This is a genomic window from Delftia sp. (assembly GCF_059499305.1).
Map to the genome: position 1 here is coordinate 144,233 of NZ_JCABYI010000009.1, position 14,586 is coordinate 158,818.

Sequence of the window (14,586 nt, forward strand, 5' to 3'; positions counted from 1 at the left end):
CCCCACGACAGCCGCCCGCGAGGCGGCTTTTTCATGCCCGGAGGAGGGCCGATGAATCAACTTGAACCAACAGCTGCAGCTGTGGCAATCGCGTCCGTGCTCTTCGGGCCTGCGATGGCGGGCTACATCGGTCCGTATGCAGTGATCGTCATTGCATCGACCGTGGGCGCCGCGTGGGCACTGGGCCGGCGCGATCCCAGCTCGCGGCTCGGCGCCGTGGGCTACTTCGCACGGCTCAATGCCACGGCCCTGCTCATCACTGCCGGCCTGGCCACCCTCGCGGGGCGCTGGATGGGAATGGATGAGACCAACTGGATGTTGGCGCCCATTGCGCTCGTCGTGGGCGGCGTGGGCGACGACTGGCCGCGGCTCGGCCGCTGGGTCTTCGAGCGCGCCGGCCGCGTGCTGGAGCGAAAAGCGGGCGGCGGCGGGGAAGGGGGCACTCCATGACATGGCAATCCCATCAGCTGCTTGCGATGCTCAACCTGGGTATTTGCCTGGCCATCGGCTGGGCCTGCATCTGCCGGCTCAACTCCCACGTTGCGCGCGTACACAAGCTGGCCCGCGCCAGGTATGCGCTGCTGCTGGCAGGCGCTCTGGCCTCGGGCATGCAGCCGGCCCTGTGGGGCACATGGACCACCGTGGGCGACACCATTTTCAGCGCCTGCGTGCTCGCGGGCCTGCTCATCAACGTGGCGCGCTGGCACTCGGCTGCGCACCCCATGCGGAGGCAAGACGACCATGAACTTTGACCAGGCATTCGACCGCCTGCTGGGCCATGAGGGCGGCTACAGCAACAACTCAGCGGACCCGGGCGGCGAGACCATGTGGGGCGTCACGGCCCGCGTTGCCCGCGCCGACGGCTACTTGGGCGAGATGCGGGACCTGCCGCGCGACCGCGCAAAGAGCATCTATCGGCGCCTGTACTGGACGCCCGTGCGAGCCGACGAGCTGCCCGAGGTGGTGCGCTTCGACGTGTTCGATGGCGCCGTCAACAGCGGGCCCGCGCAGTCCATCAAGTGGCTGCAGCGCGCGGCTGGCACGGTGGATGATGGCATCCTCGGCCCCAAGACCATGTCGGCTGCTGCAGCTGCTGGGCCGGCTCTGGCTGCCCGCTACAACGGCCACCGGCTGCTCTTCATGGCCGACCGCCCCACCTGGGGCAGCTTCGGCAAGGGTTGGGCGCGGAGGATTGGCAAAAACCTTCTGGGGGCCGCAGCATGATCGCGCCCACGCACGCCATCGTGGCCGCGCTCGCAGCCGGAAACCTGCTGCTGGGCTGGGCCTGGCTGTCTGCCCGAGACGATGCAACCACGGCTGCCGCTGAGCTGGTGAGCATGCAGGAACAGCGCGACGGCGCGCTCAAGGGCGCTCAGGCCTGCAGCGATGCCACCGAGGCCTTGGGCACGGTGGCTGCTCAGCGTGCAGCCGAGGCAGCGCCGGCCCGTGCTGTCGCCGCTGGCCAAGCCCAGGCGCTCAATGCCCGCGCCGACTACACCCTGGCCACGGCGCCGGCCGCGCCCGGAGACAGCTGCGCGAGCCTGCAGGCCCTGGGCGCGCAGTGGCTCAAGGGGAGGGCAAAGCCATGACGCGGACTGCCCTGGTTGACAGATCGGGAAAAATGCAAGATCGGCTGGTTGACAAATCGCGGATTTTGCAAGGTCCGCTGCTGCTGGCTGTGCTGGCCCTGGTCGGCTGCAGCTCCGTGCCCAGGGTCGAGATCCAGGAGGTCAAGGTGCCCGTGCCCGTGGAGTGCCGCGAGCCCATTCCGGACAGGCCCGCCATGCCCACGGAAACCCTGGCCGACGATGCTGACCCATTCGAGCTGCTGCGCGCAGCCCTGGCCGAGATCGACCGCCGCGAAGGCTACGAGGTGCGGCTGCTGGCCGCGTTGTTGAGCTGCACAACGCCGCTGACGCCGCGTTGATGCGGGATGCCTGGCCAAAGGTTGCGCGCTGAAAAAGGTGTTGACGCAGTACGGATTCCGTACTACATTAACACCCATGGCGACACGTTGAGCGCCACAACCAGGGGCCCAGAATGATCTACCACGTTGCACCGCAAGAACACCAAGGAGCCATCCTCTCCCTGTTCGCGCTGCACGGCGACGAGGCCTATGAGATGTACGCAAGCCGCTGGCCCGAAGCCGGCGAGCTGGCTCAGTATCACGCTCACTACGTGCACTGCTATGACAGCCTCGATGACGCCCGCGAGCACGTAGAGCAGCACGGCGGGAAGATTTACGAGATCAGCGACGAGGCCATGGCGGAAGACCTCATCGAGGTCGAGCGCGACCGCCTGGAGTTTGACCATCCCATGGTCCGCAGCGAGATCCCGGCAGAGTACATCCGCGAGGTCTTGTGATGACAGCGAGCGACCTTCGCGCCTGGCAGGCCCGCCACGGCTACACATACAACACTGCGGCTGAGGCCCTCGGCATGGGCCGCACTACGTTCGCCGAGTACCTCAAGCGCGAGGGGGCGCTTCCGCGCTGGCTGGCTCTGGCGTGTGCGGCCATTGATGCCGGTCTGGAGCCGGCCGGCTCATCTCCGGAGCCAGCTTCATCCCAGCAATAACCCCCCAATTTCAGCAAAAAATGGCGCCAATGCTGGGTTTGCGATCCCGGCTCGGGGCACCATGAGCTATGTGCAGCAACGTTCTGATGCTGCAATCTTTGTAGCAATTTTGCGTTGAGGCGAATGCTGCGGTTGCGCAATGTTTCGCGGTGCTGCGCAGTGCATGTTGCTGGCTTCGTGCTCTTGCAGCACCGCATTGTGGCCATGCGCCGCCAAGTCCTTGCCGGCTGCATTACGTGCGAGAATCCCTTCATCAGGCCCCGGGCTGCTTGCCTGGATGGCGCGGCTCGGGCAGACAGTGATGGCGATGCCTGCATGCGTTCCGTTGACATTGATCGTGGCACATGGTGCGGCGTGACAGGTGTGGCCAAACTCATCCCAGACGAGAACATGTCGAATTACAACGCTCCATTTGAAATCCACGTGCACGGCCAGGTGCTGCTGCGCCCCGACACGACCTACGAGCAGTTGCAGGAAGCGCTGGGCCCGCTGTGGAAGTATGCGGGTGCCCGCTCCCTGGCCGATGGCGCTGGCAGCGTCTACGAAGAAGAGCCCGGCATCCAGTTCGATACCAAGGAGCGCCTGCTCCAGGTGTGCTGGACGGTGCGCGGCGATGAGGACTTCCGCCAGTCGCTGGACGACATGTGCATGGGCATCAACGAGCTGGCCGAGCAGGGCGCTGCCATCGAGGTGACCTTCTACGACACCGAGTTCGACGAGGAAGAGGAGTCCGAAGAGGCCGAGTCGCGCGACGACTTCGTCATGCTCTTCGTGGGCCCGACGCCCGCGGCCATCATGCAGGTGCAGCGCGACCTGCTGGTGCAGGACGTGGTCAACCTGATGGAGCGCCATTTCGACGGCTCCGAGCTGGGTGGCGTGGTGCAGGAGATCGACAAGCTGTTCTCCCAGCGCTTCGACGCCCTGGTCAGCTCGCTGGAGATCGGCAAGCCGCCGCGCGGCATGGGTGGATCGGGTTCGGGCCACGGCGGCAACCGCCGCCCCCGCCACCTGCATTGAGCGCAAGGCGCTGCCCCGCGCAGCGTACAGCCATGGCGGCACAGGCCAGCACGCCCAAGTATTCCGGAGCAGTCACCGAGACCGTGCGCCGCCAGCGCGAGCAGCGGCGCGAGGTGGCCGGTGGCGCGCTGCCGCTTCCCTACCTGTCCGCCTACCCGGCCGCGCTGCAGTCACAGGTGCGTGGCTGGCTGGCCGATGACAAGGCCGAGGCCTGGCTGCTGCGCAAGCATCCCGAGGCCCATGCCGTGCGCACGGACAAGAGCCTCTATGACTACGTGGATGCCCTCAAGGGCCGGCACCTGCGCAACGCCGGCACGCTGAACAAGGTGGCCTACGACGGCCGCATCCATGTGGTCCACAACGCCCTGGGGCTGCACACGCGCCGCACAGTGGTGCAGGGAAGCCGCCTCAATGCCCGGCATGAGATCCGCATCGGCGCACTGTTCAAGCAGGCGCCCGAGGCTTTCTTGCGCATGATCGTCGTCCACGAGCTGGCCCATCTGCGCGAGCCCGATCACGACAAGGCCTTCTACCAGTTGTGCACCCACATGGAGCCCGAATACCACCAGCTGGAGTTCGAGCTGCGGCTGTACCTGAGCTGGATGGACCACTCGGGCCGGCGCCTGTGGCAGGCGCAGCCGTGATTCAAGCGGCCGTGGGGATGGCGCTGGATTCGCCGACCTGAACGGACGAGCAGCATTGCGCGGGCAGATCCAGCCAGCGCGATGCGGCGGACTGCAGGGCCTGCAGCGATCCCGTGGTCATCAACCGGACCTGGCCCTCCGCCGCGGGCAAGGGTCCTGTTTCGCTGGCCAGGGTGCCCAGGCGGTCCAGCACGCGCCGCGTCTGGCGGGCCACCGGGGCACCGGTGTCGATGAACTGGATGTCCGGCCCCAGCAGCGTGCGCAACTGCTCGCGGGCGAATATGTAGTGGGTGCAGCCCAGCACCAGGGAATCCATCTCGCCCGTCTTCTGTCCGAAGCTGCCCAGGGCATTCACATACCTGGCGCACAGGCGCGCGACCTCGGTGGCCATGGGGTCGGCGGGAACGGGCTGCTCCGTGCTTTCCTCGATGGCCTTGGCCAGTCCGTCGCAGGGCTGGACATGGAATTGCACGCGCTGGCCATGGTCGGCCACCAACCGGGCAAAGCGCGCACTACTCACCGTGCCGCGCGTGGCCATCACGCCCACGTGGCCGGTCTGGCTCGATAGCGAAGCGGGCTTGATGGCGGGCTCCACACCGATCAGGGGCAGTTCGGGCATTTCAGCGCGCAGCATGTCCACGGCAGCGGCCGTGGCCGTATTGCAGGCGATCACCAGTACCTTGATCTGGTGCTGCTCGCACAGGTGGCGCGCAATGGTGCGCGTGCGCTGCTGCACGAAGGCGTCGCCGCGTGCATCGCCATACGGTGCATAGCCGCTGTCGGCCAGGTAGATGAAGCGCTCATGCGGCAGCTCATGGCGCAGCGCCTGCAGCACGCTGAGGCCGCCGATGCCGCTGTCGAAGACGCCGATGGGAGAGGCCGGGGAGGTCATGTGGAGATGCGGATAAAGGCTTTTGGAGGCGGCGCCCAGTATGCCCGCTCGGGCGCGTTCATGCTCGGGCCATGGCTTGCTGCTGCAGCCATTGGGCATGTGTCAGGCGGTACAGGCAATGCCTGCGCAGCGCATGGCCTGCCGGCACCTCCGGATGGTCGAAGTCATGGGCGTCGCGCTCCATGCCCAGGCGCTGCATCACGGCCTGCGAACGCAGGTTGGACAGCGCGGTGAACGAGACGATGGACTCCAGATGCAACGCGCCGAAGCCGTACTCCAGCGCCGCCCGCGCGCCTTCGCTGGCCAGGCCCTGGCCCCAGAAAGGCCGGGCGAGCCGCCAGCCGATTTCCACGCAGGGCGAGAACGGCAAAGACGCGGCGGGAGTGTGCAGCCCGATGAAGCCCATGAACTCGCCACTGGCAAGGTGCTCTGCCGCCCAGAAGCCCCAGCCGCGTTCCTCGATCAGTGCCTGGATCCTGTCTGCCATGGCATCGCTTTGTTCACGGCTGAGCAGTGCCGGAAAGTGCTCCATGACCTGTGGGTCGGCATTCAGCGCGGCAAAGGGCTGCCGGTCGCCGGCCTGCCACTGGCGCAGTATCAGGCGCGGTGTCCGCAGGGTCGCTACAGGGGAATGTGTGGTGGTCATGGTTGGAGAGGGCGCTGCAGTACCAGCAGATACGCGGCTGCATGGCCGTGGAAGGAGTGGGGGATGAAGCCTGCCTTGCCTGCCAGCTTTTCCACGCTGGTGCGGCGCTGGAAATGCGGGTCGAAGACCAGCTCGGCCACGGCCAGCAGGCCGCCGGGGCGCAGGCTCTGGAACACGTCGGCCAGCGCGGCCTGGCGGTCCGGGATCTCTCCCAGCACGGCGGCCATCACGGCGCGGTCGTGCTGCTCGGCTGCCAGCTGCCCCTGGCCCAGCGCCGCCGCCTGGGTGCGCACATTCTCCAGCCCCTGCGCGCACGCCTTGGCCGCCACCTGTTCGAGCATGGCCGGCTGCAGGTCCACGGCCAGCACCTGTCCCTGCGCACCGATGGCACGTGCCAACGGCAGGGTGACGCGGCCCGGGCCGCAGCCCGCGTCCAGCACTTTCATGCCTGGCTGGATCTGCAGTTGCCCGACGATGAAGGCGGCCTTGTTGCTGGCCGCGAAGGGATTGTCGAGCTCGACCATCCAGCGCAGCCAGGACGGGCAGGGCAGGACATGGCGGCGGGAGGACAGGCGCCACGCCAGGCTGGTCGCGGCCAGCAGGGCGATGAGGACGAGCGCGATGGTCATGTTGAATGGGCAGTGTTGCAGGCAGCGGGCAGTCTGTCACAAATGCCCGCGCCAATGAAAAGACCGCCCGAAGGCGGCCTCTTTGCGCTTGGCGCCGGCCTCAGGCCGAGGCAATCTCAATGGTCTTGAACTCGCCGGATGCGATGCGCTTTTGCCATTCGGCAGGGCCGGTGATGTGGGCGCTGGTGCCGCCGGCATCCACGGCCACGGTCACGGGCATGTCCACCACGTCGAATTCGTAGATGGCTTCCATGCCCAGGTCCTCGAAGCCCACGACCTTGGCGTTCTTGATGGCCTTGGACACCAGGTAGGCGGCGCCGCCCACGGCCATCAGGTAGGCCGACTTGTGGTTCTTGATGGACTCGATGGCCACCGGGCCGCGCTCGGCCTTGCCGATCATGGCGATCAGGCCGGTCTGCTCCAGCATCATGTCGGTGAACTTGTCCATGCGGGTGGCCGTGGTCGGGCCTGCGGGGCCCACGGCTTCGTCCTTGACCGGGTCCACCGGGCCGACGTAGTAGATCACGCGGTTGGTGAAGTCCACGGGCAGCTTCTCGCCCTTGGCCAGCATGTCCTGGATGCGCTTGTGGGCGGCATCGCGGCCCGTGAGCATCTTGCCGTTGAGCAGCAGTGTGTCGCCGGGCTTCCAGCTGGCCACTTCTTCCTTGGTCAGGGCGTTGAGGTCCACGCGGCGCGACTTGTTGTAGTCGGGCTCCCAGTCGATCTTGGGCCACAGGTCCAGCGAGGGGGCGTCCATGTAGACCGCGCCGGAGCCGTCCATCACGAAGTGCGCGTGGCGCGTGGCCGCGCAGTTGGGGATCATGGCCACGGGCTTGGAGGCCGCATGCGTGGGGTACATCTTGATCTTGATGTCCAGCACGGTTGCCAGGCCGCCCAGGCCTTGCGCGCCAATGCCCAGGGCGTTGACCTTCTCGTACAGCTCCAGGCGCAGTTCCTCGACCTGGTCGAGCTTCTCGCCGCGCGCGGCCTTGGCCTGCAGCTCGTACATGTCCAGGTCTTCCATCAGGCTTTCCTTGGCCAGCAGCACGGCCTTCTCGGCGGTGCCGCCGATGCCGATGCCCAGCATGCCCGGCGGGCACCAGCCCGCGCCCATGGTCGGAACGGTCTTGAGAACCCAGTCCACCAGGTTGTCGCTGGGGTTCATCATGATCATCTTGGACTTGTTCTCCGAGCCGCCGCCCTTGGCGGCCACGGTCACGTCCAGCTTGTCGCCGGGCACGATCTGCACGTTGATGACGGCAGGCGTGTTGTCCTTGGTGTTCTTGCGCGCGAACAGCGGATCGGCCACGACCGAGGCACGCAGCGTGTTGTCGGGGTGGTTGTAGCCGCGGCGCACGCCTTCGTTGATGGCGTCTTCCAGGCCGCCCGTGAAGCCTTCCCAGCGCACGTCCATGCCCACCTTCAGGAACACGTTGACGATGCCGGTGTCCTGGCAGATCGGGCGGTGGCCGGTGGCCGACATCTTGGAGTTGGTCAGGATCTGGGCCATCGCGTCCTTGGCCGCCGGGCTCTGCTCGCGCTCGTAGGCGCGGGCCAGGTGGGCGATGTAGTCGGCGGGGTGGTAGTAGCTGATGTACTGCAGGGCGCCTGCGATCGAATCGATCAGGTCCTGCTGGCGGATCGTGGTGGTCATCGGTGGGGTGTCTTTTTGATCGGGGGAACAGGGGAGGGGAATCCCGGGGGCGATTATCGGCGCTGCGCGGCGGAAAGTGCACGCAAGGGGTGCAGTCTTGTACAAGAGTCGAGGGGTTTGCCTGGACAAGCCCGCCTCGGCGACACCTCAGTGGGGGATGGATGCGAGAGGTTCCCATTTGCGGAGTTACCATGGGCGGGTTTTTGCCATTGCGGCCCCGCCAGCCAGACATCCCCGAGCCACGCAACGCGCGGCCCGCCGACCTGCCTCCAGCCAACTGCGCCGCGTTGTTTTCACCAAGGAGTCCACACCAATGACCGCGACCCGCCAGGAAAAAGACACTTTCGGACCCATAGCCGTCCCCGCAGACAAGCTTTGGGGCGCGCAGACGCAGCGTTCGCTGCAGAACTTCGACATCAGCGGCGAGCAGCAGCCGCGCGAGATCATCCACGCGCTGGCCCAGGTCAAGAAGGCCTCGGCCACCGTCAACCACAAGCTGGGCCTGCTCGACGAGAAGAAGACCCGGGCCATCCTGGCTGCCGCCGACGAGGTGATCGCCGGCAAGCACCCGGACGAGTTCCCGCTGGTGGTCTGGCAGACGGGCTCGGGCACGCAGACCAACATGAACGTCAACGAGGTGCTGGCCAACCGCGCCAGCGAAATCCTCGGTGGCGAGCGGGGCGAATCGCGCCTGGTCCACCCCAATGACGACGTGAACAAGAGCCAGTCGAGCAACGACGTATTCCCGACCGCCATGCACGTGGCTGCCGTCACGGCCATCGAGCAAAAGCTGCTGCCCGCCATTGCCCTGCTGCGCAATACGCTGCAGGCCAAGAGCGAGGCCTATGCCGACATCGTCAAGATCGGCCGCACCCATCTGCAGGACGCCACGCCGCTGACGCTGGGCCAGGAAATCTCGGGCTGGGTGGCCCAGCTGGCCCATGGCGAAAAGCATGTGCGCGCCGCGCTGCCGCACCTGTACGAGCTGGCGCTGGGCGGCACGGCCGTGGGCACGGGCCTGAATGCGCCCAAGGGCTATGCCGAGGGCGTGGCGGCCGAGCTGTCCCAGCTCACCGGCTACCCGTTCGTGACGGCGCCCAGCAAGTTCGAGGCCCTGGCCTCGTGCGACGGCCTGGTCCACGCCCACGGCGCGCTCAAGACGCTGGCCGCCAGCATGATGAAGATCGCCAACGACGTGCGCTGGCTGGCCTCCGGCCCGCGCAGCGGCCTGGGCGAGATCTCCATCCCCGAGAACGAGCCCGGCTCGTCCATCATGCCCGGCAAGGTCAATCCCACGCAGAGCGAAGCCGTGACCATGCTGGCGGCCCAGGTCTTCGGCAACGACGTGGCCATCAACTTCGGCGGCGCCTCGGGCAACTTCGAGCTGAACGTGTTCCGCCCCATGGTCTCGCACAACTTCCTGCAGAGCGTGCGCCTGCTGGCCGATGGCATGAAGAGCTTCAACGACCACTGCGCCGTGGGCATCGAGCCCAACCGCGAGCGCATCACCGAGCTGGTGCAGCGCTCGCTGATGCTGGTGACGGCGCTGAACCCGCACATCGGCTACGACAAGGCGGCCTACATCGCCAAGAAGGCGCACAAGGAAGGCTCCAGCCTGCGCGAAGCCGCCGTGGCTTCCGGCCACCTGACCGGCGAACAGTTCGACGCCTGGGTGATCCCTGCCAAGATGGTCGGCAATCTGTAGGACCTGCTGATGCAATCAAAAAGGGGAGCCGATCGGCTCCCCTTTTTTTGCTTCATGGCCTGGCTCAGTTGTCCGCCTGCGGGCGGCGCACGGTGCGGAACACATACTTGAGCGCGTCGCCGATGGTGCTTTCCCAGACCGGCCATTCATGCTTGCCGTTGACGATGCGCAGCTCGGCAGGCTGCTTGTTCCTGCGCAGTTGGGCGTAGAGCTGGGCGGCGTCGGACTCGATCATGAATTCATCGTCGTCGCCCGAGTTGATGTACATGGGCACGCTGATCTTGCGGGCGAGAAAGCTGTCCCACAGCACAGGGTAGTTGTAGCTCTTCCAGACCGTGGTGCTGTACTGGCCGCCCGTGTTGGGTTCGGCAAAGACCTTGACCGAGCGTGCCGAGGAATCGGCGGGCGGCTCTGGGTTGTAGATGGCAGGGCTGAGCAGGGCGGCGGCCTGGAATTTCTCGGGGTACTTGAGCACGTAGCGCAGCGCGCCGTAGCCGCCCATGGACAGGCCGCCGATCACGCGGCCATCGCGGCTGGTGAGGGTGCGGTACTTCTTCTCGACATGGGGGACGAGGTCCTGGAAGAAGGCCGTCTCCATGGGCTCCTTGAGGTCCACGTACCAGGTTGTTCCCGCGTCGGGCATGACGATGATGGCGGGCGGGATCTCCCCGTTCTGGATCAGCTGGTCCACCGTGCGCAGCAGATTGCCCTTGACGGGCCAGTCGTTGCGCTGGCCGTCGTTGCCGTGCAGCAGGTACATGACGGGATAGCGCAGCCTGGACTGGGCGTCGTAGCCCGTGGGCAGGTAGACGTTGTAGGTCCAGCTGCGCTGCAGCGTGGCGCTCTTGAACTCGGCGGCCTCGATGGAGCCGGCCTGGGCGGCCGGGCCGGCCAGCAGCGCGGCGGCCGCCAGCGTGCCGGAGGCGGCCTGGCGCAGGACGATTGACAAGGAAAGTTGGCGCATGTTTTTTGTCTCCTGTGGTCCGTGGCAAGGGCCCACGGCTGCGCCAATGTAATCGAGGCCCTGGCCCCGCCTGCGCTCCGCGCGGCCGGGCCGTCGCCTCGGGGACCATGGTCCTCAGCCGGGCGCACGCTGCGCGTGGCGCAGCGCGCTGCGAAAGCCCAACTGCCCCACCACGCACGCCACGACCAGGGCCAGCGCGGCCGACAGCGCCGGGTTGCTGCCCAGGCTGGCGCCCAAGGTGCACAGGCCGCCCACGGCCATTTGCGTGCTGCCGTAGACACCGGCGGCCGAGCCCGTGAGGCGCGGATGCACGCTCAGCGCGCTGGCCAGCGCCGCAGGGCTGGTCAGGCCCGAACCCAGCGCGAACAGCACCATCAGCCCCACCACGATGGCCGGCGTGAGCTGGTTGAACAGGGCCAGCAACAGCAGCATGGCCGCGCTGGCCAGGCTCAGCAGATTGCCGTTGAGCATCAGCCGCTCCAGGGGCCAGTGGCGTATCAGCTGGCGGGCCAGCGCATTGCCCACGGCCATGCCGCCCATGAGCAGGCCCAGGTAGATGGCCACCTCATGCTTGGTGGAATGCAGCTGCTCGATGAACACGAAGGGCGCCGCCGCCAGGAAGGCATAGATGGACGTGGTGGCGCAGCCGCCGCCCACGGCAAAGCCCACGAAGGCCGGCGAGCGCAGCAGGCTGCGGTAGTCGTCGCGGATGGTGCCCAGGTGCAGGCGGCCCGTGGGCTGGCCGGTTTCGGGCAGCAGCTTCCAGATGGCGAAGGCCGTCACGCCGCCGACCACGGCCAGCGTGCCGAAGATGGCGCGCCAGCCCAGGGCGTCGTCGATGGCCGAGCCGATGGCCGGCGCGATGCCGGGGCCGATCATCATCATCAGGTTGAGCAGCGCCAGGCTGCCCACGGCGTTCTCGGGCGTGCTCGAATCGCGCGCAATGGCGCGGCCCAGGGCCAGGCCCGCGCAGCCGCCCAGCGCCTGGAGCAGCCGCGCGCCGATCAGCCAGGGGGCGGACGGGGCGAGAAAGGCCGCCAGGCTGGCCAGCGCATAGAGGATGAGCCCTGCCAGCAGCATGGGGCGGCGCCCCAGGCTGTCCGACAGCGGGCCATAGATCAACTGGCCCACGCCCAGGCCCAGGATGTAGACCGTGATGGTCAGCTGCATCTGGCTGGCGCCGGCCTGGAGCTGGCGTGCCGCATCGGGCAGGGCGGGCAGGAACATGTGCATGGCCAGCGTGCCGACGATGGTCACGACCACCAGCAGCCATAGCGGCGCCTTGCGGCTGGCCGCTGCATGGTCCTGGGCGGGTGGCAGCGAAGAGTGCTCGGCAGCCATCTCAGGCAGCCTGCTCGTCGGGCAGGTCCGTGTCGCAGGCGGGCTCGGCGGCCATGGCCTCCAGCAGGCGCTGCAGCGTGGCGTAGGCCGCGTCCAGCTCCTCGGGCGGCACGGCGCCCAGCACCTGGGCGCGGGCCTGCTGCAGCAGGCCCTGCACGGCTTCGACCTGGGCATGGCCGGCTGGCGTGAGCTGGATTTTCCTGACGCGGCGGTCGCTGTCGTCCACGCGCTCTATCCAGCCCTGGGCGGCCAGGCCGTCCACCAGGCGCACGACCGAGGAGCTGTCCAGCGCCAGGGAATGGGCCAGATCCTTCTGGCGCATGGCTTCAGGCGAACGCGCCAGATGCATCAGCGGCATCCATAGCGCCTGGGTCAGGCCCATGGGCGCCAGCAGCCTGTCCAGCGTGCGGCGCCATTGCTTGTTGACCTGGCCCAGCGTGAACATGAAATGCCGCTGCACGCTGGCGGCATCGGCTTGCGCGGGCGGGGACTGGTCGGGAAGGGAAGACATCGTGGCATTCAAATAGTTGGTATTCCAATTATCTGCATGTCAACGATATCGTTTCCCCGAGCCGCCTGATACATCCGCAGGCGTCAGGGTTTTGGCCCCCGCAGGGGAGGCGGGGCCTACATGCCCAGGGACTTGAGCAGTTCGTCGGTGTCCGTGCTCCCGGCCGGTTCAGGCGCTGCGGCGGGGGCGCTGGCGTTGGCCTGCGCCATGAGGGCGTCCGGGTCGGGGCGCTCCTGCGGTTCGAAATCCACCACCTTGATGAACTCCGTGCGGTCCATGGCCAGCTCGAGATAGAAGATGTTGTTGTTGCCCGTGTAGAAGGTCACGCGGCGCGCCTCGGGAGAGTCGAGGTTGGCATCCACGCTGAGGTTGACCTGCTTGTTCAGGCGGATCATCTTGGGCTGGCTTTGCGTGATGTAGGTCTGAAGCTCGCGCTGGACCTTGCTGGTGAAGTCGCCCACCACCTGGTTCATCAGCTCGCCCATGACGTTGCTGACATCGTCGGAGGTGTAGGAGCTGGCAAGGTCCTCTTCACCCATGCCCATGCTCAGCATGTAGCTGCGGTACAGCTCCATGGCGGCGGCGGCCGAGAAGTTGATGATCACCAGGCCCGAAAAGCCGCCGTCCACCAGGACAAAGCAGCCGATGTCGGGCTTGAGGCTGGTCTTGGTGATGCGCTGCACCATGCCCGAATACTGGATCTGGCACTGCGTGGCCACCTGGAGCACGCGCGAGACGGAGTTGCAGAGGCTGATCAGCACGTCTTCCGTGCCATGGACGATGGGATGTTGGGGCTGGTTCATGAGGTCAACGGGACAAAATTGTGAGCGATTATGGGTGCAAGTCCGTTGTTTGCGACTGTTTGTAACATTGAAAGTCCAATGTGCCCCCTCCTGGGGCGGGGCTTGGCAGGCGGCCCCGAAAGCCGCGCTCAGCGAATCGCCTGCGTGGACTCGCGCACGATGCAGCGCCCCTGCATGACCACCTTGCGCACGGGCAGCTCGGGCGCATGCAGCCGCTCCATCAGCAGGCTGAAGGCCGTTCGGCCCATGGCGTCGATCGGCTGCTCGATCACGGTGATGGCGGGGGCCACCAGTTCTGTCCAGCGCTCGTTGTCGAAGCCGGCGAGCGCCACATCGCCGGGGATGCGCAGGCCTGCGGCGCGTATCGCGCGCAGGCAGCCTTCCAGCAGCAGGCCGTTGCTGGCCACGAAGGCGTCGGGCCGCTGCGGCTGGCGCAGCCATTGCGTGACTTCGGCCTCGGCGGCATCGCTGGTCGGGGGCAATTGGCGCAAGTCGGGCTCCAGGCCTGCATCGCGCATGGCGGCCAGATAGCCGTCGCAGCGCTCGCGCGCCGTGCTGCTGGTGCTGCCGAAGACGCCTGCAATGCGGCGGCGGCCCTGTTCCACCAGATGCCTGACCAGGGTGGCGCAGGCCTGGGCGTTGTCCAGCACCACGCTGTCATGGAAGGCCGGGGCGCCCGCCCGGTCCACCAGGACAACGGGAAACTCCAGCTGCATGCGCTCGAGCTTGTGCAGGCTGGCCTGGGTGGGCGCAAAGATCAGCCCCGCGATGCGCTCTTCCTGCATGAGCTGCAGGTACATGGCTTCGCGCTGCGGGTCTTCGTCGGTATTGCACAACAGCACGCGCCGGCCCTGGCGATAGGCCTCGGCCTCGACCGCGCGGATCAGGGCCGTGAAAAACGGGTTGCGTATGTCGGCCACCAGCACGCCCATGGGCCCTGCGTCGCGCGCGCGCAGCCGGCGTGCCATCAGATTGGGCCGGTAGCCCGTGGCCTGCACGGCGGCCGCGACCCGAGCCCGGACCTCCTCGCTGACCGAGCCGCCCGCCAGCGCGCGCGATACCGTTGATTTGGAAACCCCGGCCGCACGGGCCACATCGTTGATGCTGATGCTCAATGCAATCGTTCCCGTTGGTTGTGGTGTGCCGCAGAGGATAACTCCAAAGAAATGCCGGGGTATGGCCGGATGGTGGCCAGGTTATGTTG

18 protein-coding genes are annotated in these 14,586 nt (G+C 67.0%); 9 read left to right on the forward strand and 9 right to left on the reverse strand.

Annotated elements, in window-relative coordinates:
• Window positions 1–51: 51 nt before the first annotated feature.
• The 8 genes from AC5I49_RS06990 (at window position 52) to AC5I49_RS07025 (ending at window position 4,237) form a co-directional block, all read left to right on the forward strand.
• The gene (locus tag AC5I49_RS06990; protein WP_428141570.1) at window positions 52–450 is read left to right on the forward strand and encodes a hypothetical protein; all 399 of its coding nucleotides are present in this window, start codon (window positions 52–54) and stop codon (window positions 448–450) included.
• The gene (locus AC5I49_RS06995) at window positions 447–752 is read left to right on the forward strand and encodes a hypothetical protein (protein ID WP_495789097.1); all 306 of its coding nucleotides are present in this window, start codon (window positions 447–449) and stop codon (window positions 750–752) included. The genes AC5I49_RS06990 and AC5I49_RS06995 overlap by 4 nt, the downstream gene beginning before the upstream one ends.
• Entirely contained in the window at window positions 742–1,224 is a 483-nt protein-coding gene (locus AC5I49_RS07000) for a glycoside hydrolase family 108 protein (protein ID WP_495789098.1), read from the forward strand. Before AC5I49_RS06995 ends, AC5I49_RS07000 begins: the two co-directional genes overlap by 11 nt.
• Window positions 1,221–1,589, forward strand: a complete 369-nt coding sequence (locus AC5I49_RS07005) for a hypothetical protein (RefSeq protein WP_495789099.1) — start codon at window positions 1,221–1,223, stop codon at window positions 1,587–1,589. Before AC5I49_RS07000 ends, AC5I49_RS07005 begins: the two co-directional genes overlap by 4 nt.
• Before the next feature lie 32 nt (window positions 1,590–1,621).
• Entirely contained in the window at window positions 1,622–1,927 is a 306-nt protein-coding gene (locus AC5I49_RS07010) for a hypothetical protein (protein WP_495789100.1), read from the forward strand.
• Window positions 1,928–2,040: 113 nt separating this feature from the next.
• Entirely contained in the window at window positions 2,041–2,364 is a 324-nt protein-coding gene (locus AC5I49_RS07015) for a hypothetical protein (protein ID WP_495789101.1), read from the forward strand.
• Window positions 2,365–2,966: 602 nt separating this feature from the next.
• Window positions 2,967–3,593, forward strand: a complete 627-nt coding sequence (locus AC5I49_RS07020) for a DUF6806 family protein (protein WP_013803265.1) — start codon at window positions 2,967–2,969, stop codon at window positions 3,591–3,593.
• Window positions 3,594–3,625: 32 nt separating this feature from the next.
• Complete coding sequence (locus AC5I49_RS07025; protein WP_279492868.1) at window positions 3,626–4,237, forward strand: M48 metallopeptidase family protein; 612 nt, start codon at window positions 3,626–3,628, stop codon at window positions 4,235–4,237.
• Between the two features lies 1 nt (window position 4,238).
• On the opposite strand, the gene murI is transcribed toward AC5I49_RS07025, so the two are convergent.
• From murI to AC5I49_RS07045, 4 genes are all read right to left on the reverse strand, one after another.
• Window positions 4,239–5,129: a glutamate racemase gene (gene murI, locus AC5I49_RS07030; RefSeq protein WP_016445161.1), complete on the reverse strand. Its 891-nt coding sequence runs from the start codon at window positions 5,127–5,129 to the stop codon at window positions 4,239–4,241.
• 58 nt (window positions 5,130–5,187) lie between these two features.
• Window positions 5,188–5,775 (reverse strand): GNAT family N-acetyltransferase, encoded by a 588-nt coding sequence (locus AC5I49_RS07035; protein WP_209802888.1) that lies wholly within the window; start codon window positions 5,773–5,775, stop codon window positions 5,188–5,190.
• On the reverse strand, window positions 5,772–6,404 hold the full coding sequence (locus AC5I49_RS07040) for a class I SAM-dependent methyltransferase (protein WP_209802889.1): 633 nt from the start codon (window positions 6,402–6,404) through the stop codon (window positions 5,772–5,774). Before AC5I49_RS07040 ends, AC5I49_RS07035 begins: the two co-directional genes overlap by 4 nt.
• A 100-nt stretch (window positions 6,405–6,504) precedes the next feature.
• Window positions 6,505–8,058 carry a fumarate hydratase gene (locus AC5I49_RS07045; RefSeq protein WP_013803260.1) on the reverse strand — a complete coding sequence of 518 codons (1,554 nt, stop codon included), beginning with the start codon at window positions 8,056–8,058 and terminating at the stop codon, window positions 6,505–6,507.
• Window positions 8,059–8,371: 313 nt separating this feature from the next.
• Here AC5I49_RS07045 and fumC point away from each other — a divergent pair, with 313 nt between their 5' ends.
• On the forward strand, window positions 8,372–9,763 hold the full coding sequence (gene fumC / locus AC5I49_RS07050) for a class II fumarate hydratase (RefSeq protein WP_016445164.1): 1,392 nt from the start codon (window positions 8,372–8,374) through the stop codon (window positions 9,761–9,763).
• A 64-nt stretch (window positions 9,764–9,827) separates the two neighbouring features.
• Here fumC and AC5I49_RS07055 read toward each other — a convergent pair whose 3' ends face one another.
• The 5 genes from AC5I49_RS07055 to AC5I49_RS07075 form a co-directional block, all read right to left on the reverse strand.
• Window positions 9,828–10,727 carry an alpha/beta hydrolase gene (locus AC5I49_RS07055; RefSeq protein ID WP_133073210.1) on the reverse strand — a complete coding sequence of 300 codons (900 nt, stop codon included), beginning with the start codon at window positions 10,725–10,727 and terminating at the stop codon, window positions 9,828–9,830.
• A 114-nt stretch (window positions 10,728–10,841) separates the two neighbouring features.
• Window positions 10,842–12,068: a multidrug effflux MFS transporter gene (locus tag AC5I49_RS07060; protein WP_047217613.1), complete on the reverse strand. Its 1,227-nt coding sequence runs from the start codon at window positions 12,066–12,068 to the stop codon at window positions 10,842–10,844.
• Window position 12,069: 1 nt separating this feature from the next.
• The gene (locus AC5I49_RS07065) at window positions 12,070–12,579 is read right to left on the reverse strand and encodes a MarR family winged helix-turn-helix transcriptional regulator (RefSeq protein WP_047217614.1); all 510 of its coding nucleotides are present in this window, start codon (window positions 12,577–12,579) and stop codon (window positions 12,070–12,072) included.
• A 116-nt stretch (window positions 12,580–12,695) separates the two neighbouring features.
• Window positions 12,696–13,382 (reverse strand): DUF3334 family protein, encoded by a 687-nt coding sequence (locus AC5I49_RS07070; protein ID WP_016445168.1) that lies wholly within the window; start codon window positions 13,380–13,382, stop codon window positions 12,696–12,698.
• 128 nt (window positions 13,383–13,510) lie between these two features.
• Window positions 13,511–14,497, reverse strand: a complete 987-nt coding sequence (locus AC5I49_RS07075; protein WP_017407260.1) for a LacI family DNA-binding transcriptional regulator — start codon at window positions 14,495–14,497, stop codon at window positions 13,511–13,513.
• Between the last annotated feature and the right edge of the window lie 89 nt (window positions 14,498–14,586).

Coding starts and splice junctions, on each gene's coding strand:
- AC5I49_RS07015 (WP_495789101.1), top strand. CDS start 2,041: ATGATCTACCACGTTGCACCGCAAGAACACCAAGGAGCCATCCTCTCC.
- AC5I49_RS07020 (WP_013803265.1), top strand. CDS start 2,967: ATGTCGAATTACAACGCTCCATTTGAAATCCACGTGCACGGCCAGGTG.
- AC5I49_RS07005 (WP_495789099.1), top strand. CDS start 1,221: ATGATCGCGCCCACGCACGCCATCGTGGCCGCGCTCGCAGCCGGAAAC.
- fumC (WP_016445164.1), top strand. CDS start 8,372: ATGACCGCGACCCGCCAGGAAAAAGACACTTTCGGACCCATAGCCGTC.
- AC5I49_RS07025 (WP_279492868.1), top strand. CDS start 3,626: ATGGCGGCACAGGCCAGCACGCCCAAGTATTCCGGAGCAGTCACCGAG.
- AC5I49_RS07055 (WP_133073210.1), bottom strand. CDS start 10,727: ATGCGCCAACTTTCCTTGTCAATCGTCCTGCGCCAGGCCGCCTCCGGC.
- AC5I49_RS07070 (WP_016445168.1), bottom strand. CDS start 13,382: ATGAACCAGCCCCAACATCCCATCGTCCATGGCACGGAAGACGTGCTG.
- AC5I49_RS06995 (WP_495789097.1), top strand. CDS start 447: ATGACATGGCAATCCCATCAGCTGCTTGCGATGCTCAACCTGGGTATT.
- AC5I49_RS07035 (WP_209802888.1), bottom strand. CDS start 5,775: ATGACCACCACACATTCCCCTGTAGCGACCCTGCGGACACCGCGCCTG.
- AC5I49_RS07060 (WP_047217613.1), bottom strand. CDS start 12,068: ATGGCTGCCGAGCACTCTTCGCTGCCACCCGCCCAGGACCATGCAGCG.
- AC5I49_RS07040 (WP_209802889.1), bottom strand. CDS start 6,404: ATGACCATCGCGCTCGTCCTCATCGCCCTGCTGGCCGCGACCAGCCTG.
- AC5I49_RS07065 (WP_047217614.1), bottom strand. CDS start 12,579: ATGTCTTCCCTTCCCGACCAGTCCCCGCCCGCGCAAGCCGATGCCGCC.
- AC5I49_RS07045 (WP_013803260.1), bottom strand. CDS start 8,058: ATGACCACCACGATCCGCCAGCAGGACCTGATCGATTCGATCGCAGGC.
- AC5I49_RS06990 (WP_428141570.1), top strand. CDS start 52: ATGAATCAACTTGAACCAACAGCTGCAGCTGTGGCAATCGCGTCCGTG.
- murI (WP_016445161.1), bottom strand. CDS start 5,129: ATGACCTCCCCGGCCTCTCCCATCGGCGTCTTCGACAGCGGCATCGGC.
- AC5I49_RS07010 (WP_495789100.1), top strand. CDS start 1,622: ATGCAAGATCGGCTGGTTGACAAATCGCGGATTTTGCAAGGTCCGCTG.
- AC5I49_RS07000 (WP_495789098.1), top strand. CDS start 742: ATGAACTTTGACCAGGCATTCGACCGCCTGCTGGGCCATGAGGGCGGC.